Raw genomic sequence first — 9,958 nt, 5'->3', positions numbered from 1 at the left:
GGACCTACCTTCATCTCCACAACAGCATGGCGACTGTTCGTTTCCGTCTTCTACATCAGAACCGCACATTCACCTTCTGGACACACCAATGCCCTCGCCGAATCCTTCTGGCAGGGACTGAAGAGGGAGACGATGCACCAGAGGCTGTTCTCGACGATGCGTCAGGCGAGGCTGGAGATCTTCCAGTGGCTCACCTATTACAACGCCCGCAGGCGCCACAGCGCCCTCAACTACCTCTCACCTGCCGAGTTCGAACAGCAGCAGAGAGAACGTAGAATCACACTCGCAGCATGAACCCCTGTGTCCACACTCCGGGGGACGCCTCACCTGCTTCGTGCACGCTGTTACCGGACTTCGACGGAGTACGAGGCGCCGGGGAACTCCCATCCGTCGGTGCCTTCGCCGATGTCCTCGACGATGACGTCGTCGACGAAGTGGTCCTCGAGCTCGTCGTCGGTGAGTTCGCCGGCGAGCCAGAGTTCCTCGATCTCGTCCCAGTTGCCCCGGGTGGCGTCGATCCGCAGGGGCGCGGCGTCCCGGGTGCCGCGGGTGCGTTCGTCGTTCCCGGTCCTGACGACGCCGCTGATCTCGTACTGGCCCCGCTTGATGTGGTCCGGGATCGGGTCGGCGGGGACGATCGCGACGTTCTCGTACGCGGTGTGGATGAGGTCGCGGTAGCTGCGGCGGACGTTGTACTCGGGATCGGACAGCCAGTTGACCAGGGTCTTGACGGTGACGTCGAGACCGGCGTCGTCCAGGGCCTGGTGGCCGCGGTGGGTTGCGGTGAGCTGGCTGAGCTGGGCGTGCCAGTGCCTGGCGGTGTAGGTCGACAGCCGGTGCCGGGGGGTGACCTGGGAGTGCAGAAGGTCGTTGAGAGCGGCGCCCAGGGAGTCGCCGCGGCCTGTGGGGCCGGCCATCAGTCGTCACCTTCGGGGATGATCTCGCCGGGCTGGAGGAACTTGGCCTTCACTTCGCCGAAGCCGGTCCCGATCCGGTACGTGGTGGGCGCGGTGCCGTCGGGCGCCCAGAAGACACCCGCGTCGACGTTGCGCAGCGCGAGGAGCACGTAGCCTTCCAGGACGGCCCGGAAGGCCACGACCCAGTGGCGGACTTCTGCCTCGGCGACCATGCTCATGCGCCAGTCCGGACGCCAGAACGGTGAGCGCTGTTCCTGCCGCTTGGGCCACAGCAGGCGCAGCGCGATGGACAGCCGGGTCTTGTACGCCTTGTAGGGTTCGCCGCCTGTTTGGACGAGCTCGGTCCGTGCGTTCCGGGTGGCTTCGTAGAACGGCTTGAACAGCGACTCGTTGGCCTTCCCGGTCCACGAGTCGTGGATGGTGGGCATCGTGGCGATGTGTTCGTCTTTGACGAGCTTCACAAGCAGCTTGAGGTGCGGGGTGGTGACCCACACACGCCCCTGCTCGTCGGGCCGCTCGATGATCCGCCCCAGCGGGTGCGGCATGTCCCGGCGCTTCCACTCCGGGATGTCGATGAGATAGATGCCGGCCGTCGTCTTGTCGTACGCGTCGAGCGGCCCGGTGTGCAGCAGCTTGTTCGGGGCGAGGGGAACGGCCGAACAGGCGGAGGGGAAGCTGCCGTTGCGGTCGATCAGGCACAGCACGCCCTCGCCGAAGGAGTCCGGCACGTCGAGCTTGTGGCGCCGGACGCTCTTTCCGTTCGCCCTGACGTACGGAACCCGGGTGGCGGTGACATCGGGGTGGACCCAGCGGGGCTCGCCGTCCATGTGCTCACTGATCAGCGGCCATGGACCGCTCTCCCGCTCCTCCTTGCGGATGACCGAGATCGGGTGCATCTTCGAGCGCTCGACCGCTTCCCTGAGGATCTTCAACGCGGGGAAGACCGCTGTCTCGGGCTCGTCTTCCTCATCACCCGGCTGAAGTTCTACTTCCCCTTCCGTGGCGTCCTCGTCGTCCTCGTCGTCCTCGTCGTCCGGGGCGACGGGTCCGCTGCCCTCAGTGGACTGAATAGCGACAGGCTGCTCGGTGGCGTCGACGGCCGCGGTGGTGTTGCAGGCGTTCAGCGCGGCGGTGAGGCGGCGTCCCTCGTCGGTGTCCGGCAGGTGCGGCGGCGGCGCGGCGATATCGGCGAGCGATGGCCCGAGGTCGTCCAGGGCGTCCTGGTCACCGTTGGTGAGCGCGGTGCGCAGCGCGGCCAGGACATGGGTGACGGCAGCGGGCAGTCCCTGCCGGGCACCGGATGTGTAGGGAAGCGCGGCTTCGGCCAACTCCCGCTCCACAGCACTGCCCAGAGGCGGCGGGGGTTGGTCACCGGCCGTACGGGCGGCGGGGGCGGTGCCGGCGTCAAGGAAGCGGGCGTGCAGCAGGTCGGGGCTCAGGTACGCCGAGCCGATCGCGCCGAAGTCACGCTCGGAGAGCGTCACCTGGACCTTGGCAGGGTCCCCGGTCGGCGTGAGCGTCAGTGTGATGTCGGCGTCCAGGAGGCCCAGGAGGGTGGGGTCGTCGCTGTCGACGATGGCGAGGACCGGCACGTGCAGGGTGCGCGCGAGGGTGGCCAGGACCTGGGAGGCGTCCGGGAGACGGTCTCCGGACAGCGGCAGGCGGGCGCTGCGGGCGGCTTGGAGGCGGTCCACGACGACGAGGGCCAGGCCCTCCATGTGCGGTGCGGTCTCCGCGATGTCCTCGGCGGTCAGATCACTGCCGTCGTCGATCATCAGCAGGTCGCCTGCCTGGACCAACTGGCGGGCGACCTGCTGCTCGTGCTCGGTGAGGCGGCCCTGCTTCAGGCGCGGGTAGTCGCCCCCGGTCTCCGCGGAGACGATCCGGCGGAAGATGTCGTCACGGTTGGGTCCCGACGCCGCGTACAGGACCGTGCGTCGGTCCACGAGCGCGGTCTGCCGCGCGGCAGCCAGCCCCAGCAGGCTTCCGCCGACATCCGGGCGGGCAGCCACGAGCGTCAGCCGGCCCGGCTGCAGACCGCCCGTCGCGGCGTCCAGCCCGGCCAGCCCGAACATGGGGCCTCCGGCGGAACCTGAGGCGAGTACGGACCCCATGGCATCGCCCAGCGTGGCGAGCCTGCGCGGCGCACTGCCGCGGTCCTGAGTGTGTGGGCTTTTCACCGCACCTCCTGCGGACGCCGCGCCCGGGTACACGGCCGTGTCGGACAAAAGAGCACCCGCGTCGGTGTCGGCGGGGAGCAGTACCGCGACGGGTGTGGTGTTGCGCCGGAGCACCTGCGGCTCACCCTGAGCCGCCCGCGTGATGAGATCACCGAAGTCCTTCTGTGCTGCGCTCAGTACGTGGGACGGGAACGCGCCGGGCTGCCGGGCTGCCGGGAACCGGGCCAGCGGTACCAGCAGGGCGTGATCATCCCGCTTGTGGATCAGTATCGAGACCCCGTCCTTCTCGGCGCGTTTCACCAGGGCGAAGAGCTCCGTACGGGCCTCGGTCGCGTTCATCGCGGTCTCGGCCAGCGGCTTCTGACTCTGGCTCACTCACCCTCCCAGAGTGTCGAACTCACCGTTACCATATCAAAATCCACTATGAAATTTAGAGAGATTCACACTCCTCTGCACAATAATCACTCAGTTACGGGATCCATTGTCGGGCGTTGCCAGCGTGTGGCATTCGCCGGCGAGCGGCAGCGAACTGTTGCACGACAGGGCGGAGACCGGGCCGGTGGCCCCGGCCTCCGCCCGCTGACGAACAGACGGTCCCAGCCGCGTGCCACTTGCTCCTGCTCGTCAGGTGTCTCCTTGTACATGCCGGGCTGCCACTGCCGCGCTTCGACGGCGCGCGCGTCGGCGTGCCCGTCCTCGCGGCGGTGGATCGATCGGTGTGTTCTGGTGGACAGAGCTGCGGTTGGAACGGCCGTACCGCTCAGGCGCACGGACCGTCATTCTCAGGGGCCGGGATGCGCCGGGCGCCAGTGGGTCGGACAGAGGGACGGACGGCGCTGGCTGCGCAACCTCGCCATCGGCATCCATCGCCAGGACGGACGAACCAACATCGCCGCCGCCCTGCGTCACGCCGCCCGCGACTACCACCGGCCCCTGACTCAGGGCTGATGCGTTCTCATGTTGTGGACAGCCGCGGTCGCCTGGCCACTCCACGACGTGCCGTCATTGAGGTCGGCATCGCCGCCGTATGAAGGCCGCGATGCCTGCCCGCGGATGCTCGGCGCTACGCGTCCCCGACGCCCCGCTTGAGAAGTTCATCCTCAACGGCTCGCAGCATCTCCCGCCAGCCGCGGGCGGCCTTGGGGTTGCGGCCCATGCCCCGCGCTGCGGCGTGATCAGCACGCTGGGAAGCGAAGTCCCGACGCTCGCGTAGTTGTTCGGCGGTGAGGCCGGGGAGATCGGCGTGCCAGTTGTCGTGCAGCTTCCAGCGACTCATGGCTTCACGATGACGCCGACAGCGACACTGCCGCTCCCCATTTTCGATCCGCAACGCGCGCCCGACAGTGCTGAGGTTCCCCCGCTGTGTGAGGTTCCCCCGCTGTGCGGGAGGTGCTGATCAGCTGGTCAGGAGGGGTTGACGGGGTTTCAGGGTCGCTCGTTCGGTCGCTGCCCGCTCGGCGTAGTGCTTCTCCTCGAACTCGATCGGGCTGAGGTAGCCGAGCCGCTTCTGGATGCGCCGGCTGTTGTAGAAACCGTCGATGTACTCGAAGAGCGCGAGGTTCGCCTCTGCCCTCGTCGCGAAGACGCGACCGCGCACGCACTCGGTCTTGACGAGCATCCACAAATTCTCCGCGAGGGCATTGTCGTACGAGTCCCCGACCGACCCCATGGACGCCTCAATTCCCGCCCGTACCAAGCGAGTTGTGAGCTTGATGGACGCGTATTGACAGCCGTGGTCAGCGTGATGGACGAGCTTGCCCGGCTCGACCTCGCGGGACGCGAGGGCGTACTCCAGACTGGACAGCACCAGATCGGCGTCCGCACGGGCGGAGGTCTCCCAGGCCACCACCCGCCGCGAGAACGCATCCCGGATCGCGGACAGCCACAGCGGGCCCTCGCCGGTGGAGATCATCGTCAGGTCCGTGACCCACAACCGGTTCGGCGCCGGTGCGGTGAAGTCCCTGTTGACCAGGTCCGGGGCGAGCGTGGCCTTGGGATCGCGGCGCGTGAAGCCGTTCCGGCGCGGGCTGACGCCCGCCAGATCGGCCTCACGCATCAGGCGTTCGACCCGCTTGCGGCCGACACGGGTGCCTTCACGCCTGAGGACAGCGTGCACGCGCGGCGAGCCGTAGATCCCGCCGGAGTCGGCGTGGATCTGCCGGATCTGCCCGGTCAGCTCGACGTCGAGGCGGCGCCGTTCGCACGGTTCTTTCTCCGCGCGGCGCCAGCGGTAGTAGGTGGAGGAAGCGATACGGAGTTCCCGAAGTACGCACTCGACTCCCAGGCGGGGATGCTCGTCGACGAGCGCCGTCACCTGGGCCGGGTCGGGTCGAGCTGCGCCGCGAAAAACGCCGAGGCCGTCCGCAGGACGTCGTTGGCCCGCTTGAGCTGGGTGTTCTCCTTGCGTAGGGCCGTGAGTTCGGCGCGTTCGTCGCTGGTGAGACGATCGTCGCGCTCGCCGGCGTCCGCCTCGGCCTGGCGGATCCAGCCGCGCAGGGCCTCGGGATGCACGCCGAGATCGACGGCGAGCTTCTTGATCTGCGGCTTCGGGTCCGAGGTCCGGTACATCCGTACCGCACGCTCACGCAACTCCAGCGAGTACTTTCTGGGGGCGGCCATGGTCGATGTTCCTCTCATGAGAACCATCTGACCCTCTGTCAACACACTCCGCATCCCGGGGGAACCTCACCCGGGCCCTCCACGCCTACCTACGCTGGCGCAACGCCAACGCCCGCCACCGCGACGTCCTGGCCGCCGAACGCAAGGAACGCGCCCGCATCCGCAGCGAGAAGGGCATCCGCTGGGGCGGACGTCCCCTCAAAACTGCAGCGTGACCGCCCTTCCCGCCGAGTGCGCAGCTCCTTGTGAAAGGCTGGGAGCATGATGGGCGGACCGTCCGAGAACCCAGAACTCTGGGCGTTCCTGGAATCAGTGCACTACGGCGACATCCTTTCCGGCACCGTCACAGCGATCGAACGGTTTGGCGTGTTCGTGGCACTGGACGACGGCCCCGACCACCCGGTCTTCCCCGGCGTCGGGTTCATCACGATCCCCGAACTGTCCTGGCGGCGCATCGAAACCGCCTTCGACGTTGTGCAGGTCGGACAGCGCGTCTCAGCCGAGTTCCTCCAGTTCGACACATGGAACCTGGAGGCCAGACTGTCCTTGCGGGCGACACAGCCGGACCCCTTCCAAACATTCGCCGACCGCACTGCGGTGGGGCAGAAACTGCACGGACGGGTCACGAAACTGGTGCCGTTCGGCGTCTTCGTCCAGGTCACCGACGGGATCGAGGGACTGGTCCACCTGCGAGAGCTCACATCGACGCCCGTGGAAAGTCCGTCAGATGTCGTCCAGGCCGGCGACGAGGTCACGGTCGTCGTCACTGAGATCGACCGAGAGCGACGCAGGCTGGTTCTCTCTCGACGACAAAGCTCATCTGACCACCGGTGACTCCTTCACACTCCCGCGATGGTTCCTCGCACGAGCGTTCCTGAGGGTCTGAGCGACCGCTCGGCGCAAGGGGAAGCACCGCTCCAACCCGGTGAACCTAGGCGGTCACAGCACTAGAGATCTTTAACGGTGTGGGTTACGTGGGGTCGTGACGGTTGGTGTGGGCTGCGATATGCCGGAGGGATGAGGTATCCCGATGGCGGTGGGCTGACGGCCGAGGAGCGGGATCGGCGTGAGCAAGTCCGGCTTGCGGCGGCTGACTTGATCGAGGCAGGGGCCAGTGACGGGGAGGTGGCCCGGCGGTTCAGGGTGACGCGGATGTCGGCGAACCGCTGGCGCCGGGCCCTGGCCTCGGGAGGCCGCCAGGCGCTGGTCTCCAAAGGCCCTGGTGGCGCCCGCTGCAAGCTCGATGCGGGTCAACTACGCTCCCTGGAAGCGGTGTTGGAAGCCGGTCCGGCCGCGTGCGGCTGGAGCGACCAGTGCTGGACGCCGGCCCGGATCGCCGAGGTCGCGCGTCGTGGGTTCGGCGTCGAGTACACCCTGGCCGGGCTGGATCTGCTGCTGCACCGCATCGGCTGGAGCGTGCAGGTCCCGAGCCGCAAGGCCACCGAGCGGGACGAGCCGAGGATCGCCGGCCGGAAGGACGAGCAGTGGCCCGTCATAAAGGGGCACCGACGGAACTCGCTGGTCAGGGGCTATATCGGGGCGTCTGAAGATCGTTTCCCGCGCTGTACCCCCGTTTTTCCCGCATACCTGGTCAGCTGCGCACTGGGGGAAGCTCACGCCAGGAGTCCACGGCCCTCACCACTCTCGCTGTGGACCGTGCGGTTCCAGACCATTGTGGAGCAGTCCGCCGCCAGCACGTTGCTCAGGGGTCTCCACCTCGCTCTCCCGAACAAGACCGGACGCCCCTCGCCAGCGGCGGATAGTCACCCTGAACAGCCTGACGATGTTGGCCGCAGGCCCCACGTCTGTAGGGCATAGGGCCGTCCCTTCTCCTCCCCCTCAATCAGCGGCACGTCAAGCTGGCTGAAGCCCGCCTTGGTGGCCACGGCGACGCTGGCAGCGTTTTCGGCCTCCAGCTCCAAGATCACCTGTTCCACGCCCAGTTGCTCGAAGGCATATGCGGCCATCACCCGCACCGCCCGCGCGGCCAGCCCCTGGCCGCGGTACGCCGGGCCGACCGCGTAGCCAATCTCTGTGCCCTCTGGAGCGCGCCGCAGCATCACCTCGCCGAGCGGCACGCAGCCGTCAACGGTGATGGCGAGCAGGATGGTCGTGCCCTCCGCCCGCATCCGCCGGTCCCGGTCCAGCCGTGCGCGAGCGGCCGCTTCGTCGAAGGGTGAGACCATCGGCGTCCAGTACGCGATGTCAGGATGATCGAACAAATCCGGCATCGCGGCCAGGTCTACTTCCGTCCAGTCACGCAGGACGAGCCCTTCCCCTGTGAGCTCGATCCGATCGGGAAACGGTAACGTACTGCCGTTCATGGTGCGGAACCTTTCTGATCCTGTAGGACGAGGCAGCGTAACGGTGTAGTCATCGGCTCACCAGATTTTCTGGGTGCTCTCACGCTGAGCGCCCACCACGCCATGACGCTCCTGTGGGCCATGCTCGCGTCAACCTGACTGGGCACGGCCGCCGCAGCAGCGACGACCCGGCGGAGGCCCCAAGGCACCCCTTACGGGCTGTCCAGCACGCACCCCGCACCGCCGTTGCACCTGCGAGTTCGGCTGCGCGGGTAGTTGAGGCTGATTGGTCCCCGGTGGTGCCGAACCCCATGACGTCTGTATCCCGCACGGCCCGGTTCAGACCACGCAATAGTCAGACACCGCCGCAGGTACGACAGCGCGTCAGGCAGTCACCGGGCGCGGATCGGTGTGCGCCGCACAATTGGCGGAGGTGTGCATGGGCATCTCGGTGAGGCCTGGGTAGTAGACATGCAAACTCGCCGCAGGCTCCAGCGTGTCGTTCGCTACCTCGTGTACGTACCCCGGCGCGAACACCCGCTGCGCTCCCGCCGAGAACGCACGCGTGCCGCGCCCGGTCCGCTCGGTCAGCGTGCCAACCAGGACGGTCAGCACACCGGAAGAACGACCGTGGTCGTGCAGCCCGCTGCCCTGACCCGGCACCCAGGACAGCAGCCATGCCTCGTAGCCCGGGCCAGTGCGCAGCAGGTGGTTCCAGCGCGTGGTCGCGTCGTACGCCACGAGGTGCTCCCACTGCGAGCGGTCGGCCGCGATGGAGCAGGCCAGGCCGGCGAACTCGGCGACAGTGACCGGATGCTCCCGTGGAGGCTGCATGAGGTGCGGGACCTCGAGGATGTCGCCAGCGATCTGGACGTCGCTGTCGCTCACGCACCAACCGCCCGGATCGCCGGCAGCCGAACCGCAGTGGGTTTGGCGGCTGTCACAGACTCCGGGGCCCGGGCCTCGGCCGGGAGGCCCGAGGTGACGGCGGCAGTGTGGGCGCGAACTGTGAACGGACCGTCGTCAAAGGACATGAGGTGGGCACAGCACCGGGCAAGCGTCAGGCTGGAGGATTCCATCGCGTTCATTACTGTTCCTTTCGTTCGGGTCGGTCAATCGGGTTGATCGCGCTTCTCGCGATCTGTGACGGTCGACCGGCTGCGGCGGTCAGCGCAGCGCGGACCGTGTCCAGCAGCGCGGACCGCGCGCTGTGCAGGAAGAAATGGTCGCCGGGCAGGACGTGCTGGGTGAAGCCGCCCGTCGACTGCTCGTGCCAGGGGGCCACCTGGTCGGGCGGCACTTCCCGGTCCTCCGTCCCGGCGAAGACGACGACGGGACATCCGAGCAGCGGCTCAGGCCGATGTGTGTACGTCTCGACGACCGAGAAGTCCGCGCGGATCGTCGGCATAAGCAGTTCGAGCAGCTCCGGTTCGGCGTACACGTCCTCCGGGACGGCGCCCAGGTCGCGCAGCCTGGCCACCACGACGTCGTCCGGCTGGTCATGAATCCGCGGCAGCCGGCGCGGCAGTTGGGGTGCGGGACCGGCGGAGACGAAGAGGACGCGCGGCTCGTCGGCGCCGCGCCTGCGAAGCGCGCGGGCCAGTTCGAACGCCAGAAGGGCGCCCATGCTGTGCCCGAACAGTGCGTAGGGGAGGTCGAGTTCGCCCTCTAGCGCGGTGGCTAGCGCCTCGACGAGCGGTTCGGTCCGTTCGAAGGCGTTCTCGCTCCATCGGGTCAGCCGGCCAGGCAGTTCGACGGGGCACACTTCGACTTCGTCCGGGAAGAGGGCGGGCCAGGCGGCATAGGCCGAGGCACCGCCTCCGGCATACGGGAGGCAGAAGAGACGGATGGCAGGTGCGGCCGGGCGCCGCGCGCCCACGATCCAGCCGTGGGCACGCGTCGCGCGGATGGTTGCGGTTCGGTTCACGTTGAGGTCTCC

At 67.9% G+C, this 9,958-nt stretch carries 11 protein-coding genes and 1 pseudogene; 4 read left to right on the top strand and 8 right to left on the bottom strand.

Features of this window, described 5'->3' with window-relative positions:
- On the top strand, positions 1-294 hold a 294-nt coding region (locus ACIRRY_RS49800), incomplete at its 5' end, for an integrase core domain-containing protein (protein ID WP_403987134.1).
- A 50-nt stretch (positions 295-344) separates the two neighbouring features.
- Here the strand turns inward: ACIRRY_RS49800 and ACIRRY_RS49795 are convergent.
- The 5 genes from ACIRRY_RS49795 to ACIRRY_RS49775 all read right to left on the bottom strand — a co-directional run bounded on the left by ACIRRY_RS49795 (position 345) and on the right by ACIRRY_RS49775 (position 5,716).
- Positions 345-917 carry a hypothetical protein gene (locus ACIRRY_RS49795; protein ID WP_403987131.1) on the bottom strand — a complete coding sequence of 191 codons (573 nt, stop codon included), beginning with the start codon at positions 915-917 and terminating at the stop codon, positions 345-347.
- Entirely contained in the window at positions 917-3,436 is a 2,520-nt protein-coding gene (locus ACIRRY_RS49790; RefSeq protein WP_403987140.1) for a DnaB-like helicase C-terminal domain-containing protein, read from the bottom strand. The genes ACIRRY_RS49795 and ACIRRY_RS49790 overlap by 1 nt, the downstream gene beginning before the upstream one ends.
- 724 nt (positions 3,437-4,160) lie before the next feature.
- The gene (locus ACIRRY_RS49785) at positions 4,161-4,373 is read right to left on the bottom strand and encodes a hypothetical protein (RefSeq protein ID WP_389096723.1); all 213 of its coding nucleotides are present in this window, start codon (positions 4,371-4,373) and stop codon (positions 4,161-4,163) included.
- 120 nt (positions 4,374-4,493) lie between these two features.
- Complete coding sequence (locus tag ACIRRY_RS49780) at positions 4,494-5,411, bottom strand: IS3 family transposase (RefSeq protein WP_403987127.1); 918 nt, start codon at positions 5,409-5,411, stop codon at positions 4,494-4,496.
- Complete coding sequence (locus ACIRRY_RS49775) at positions 5,408-5,716, bottom strand: transposase (RefSeq protein WP_403987124.1); 309 nt, start codon at positions 5,714-5,716, stop codon at positions 5,408-5,410. Before ACIRRY_RS49775 ends, ACIRRY_RS49780 begins: the two co-directional genes overlap by 4 nt.
- A gap of 68 nt (positions 5,717-5,784) precedes the next feature.
- Here ACIRRY_RS49775 and ACIRRY_RS49770 point away from each other — a divergent pair.
- The 3 genes and pseudogenes from ACIRRY_RS49770 to ACIRRY_RS49760 form a co-directional block, all read left to right on the top strand.
- A pseudogene (locus ACIRRY_RS49770) lies at positions 5,785-5,931 on the top strand (IS630 family transposase); the annotation flags it as partial.
- A gap of 46 nt (positions 5,932-5,977) precedes the next feature.
- A complete protein-coding gene (locus ACIRRY_RS49765; protein WP_403987121.1) occupies positions 5,978-6,550 on the top strand; it encodes a S1 RNA-binding domain-containing protein in 573 nt (190 codons plus the stop codon).
- A gap of 183 nt (positions 6,551-6,733) precedes the next feature.
- Entirely contained in the window at positions 6,734-7,534 is an 801-nt protein-coding gene (locus ACIRRY_RS49760; protein WP_403987118.1) for a transposase, read from the top strand.
- On the opposite strand, the gene ACIRRY_RS49755 is transcribed toward ACIRRY_RS49760, so the two are convergent.
- The 3 genes from ACIRRY_RS49755 to ACIRRY_RS49745 all read right to left on the bottom strand — a co-directional run bounded on the left by ACIRRY_RS49755 (position 7,480) and on the right by ACIRRY_RS49745 (position 9,946).
- Entirely contained in the window at positions 7,480-8,040 is a 561-nt protein-coding gene (locus ACIRRY_RS49755) for a GNAT family N-acetyltransferase (RefSeq protein WP_403987115.1), read from the bottom strand. The genes ACIRRY_RS49760 and ACIRRY_RS49755 overlap by 55 nt on opposite strands.
- 363 nt (positions 8,041-8,403) lie before the next feature.
- Complete coding sequence (locus tag ACIRRY_RS49750; protein WP_403987137.1) at positions 8,404-8,853, bottom strand: cysteine dioxygenase; 450 nt, start codon at positions 8,851-8,853, stop codon at positions 8,404-8,406.
- Between the two features lie 253 nt (positions 8,854-9,106).
- Positions 9,107-9,946, bottom strand: a complete 840-nt coding sequence (locus tag ACIRRY_RS49745; RefSeq protein WP_403987112.1) for a thioesterase II family protein — start codon at positions 9,944-9,946, stop codon at positions 9,107-9,109.
- Between the last annotated feature and the right edge of the window lie 12 nt (positions 9,947-9,958).

The organism is Streptomyces sp. NPDC101776 (assembly GCF_044766845.1).
GTDB lineage: Bacteria > Actinomycetota > Actinomycetes > Streptomycetales > Streptomycetaceae > Streptomyces.
Note: the sequence above shows the minus strand (reverse complement) of the source record. Positions and strands in the feature narration are given on the sequence as shown.

Coding starts and splice junctions, on each gene's coding strand:
- ACIRRY_RS49790 (WP_403987140.1), bottom strand. CDS start 3,436: ATGAACGCGACCGAGGCCCGTACGGAGCTCTTCGCCCTGGTGAAACGC.
- ACIRRY_RS49775 (WP_403987124.1), bottom strand. CDS start 5,716: ATGGCCGCCCCCAGAAAGTACTCGCTGGAGTTGCGTGAGCGTGCGGTA.
- ACIRRY_RS49760 (WP_403987118.1), top strand. CDS start 6,734: ATGAGGTATCCCGATGGCGGTGGGCTGACGGCCGAGGAGCGGGATCGG.
- ACIRRY_RS49765 (WP_403987121.1), top strand. CDS start 5,978: ATGATGGGCGGACCGTCCGAGAACCCAGAACTCTGGGCGTTCCTGGAA.
- ACIRRY_RS49755 (WP_403987115.1), bottom strand. CDS start 8,040: ATGAACGGCAGTACGTTACCGTTTCCCGATCGGATCGAGCTCACAGGG.
- ACIRRY_RS49795 (WP_403987131.1), bottom strand. CDS start 917: ATGGCCGGCCCCACAGGCCGCGGCGACTCCCTGGGCGCCGCTCTCAAC.
- ACIRRY_RS49750 (WP_403987137.1), bottom strand. CDS start 8,853: ATGCAGCCTCCACGGGAGCATCCGGTCACTGTCGCCGAGTTCGCCGGC.
- ACIRRY_RS49785 (WP_389096723.1), bottom strand. CDS start 4,373: ATGAGTCGCTGGAAGCTGCACGACAACTGGCACGCCGATCTCCCCGGC.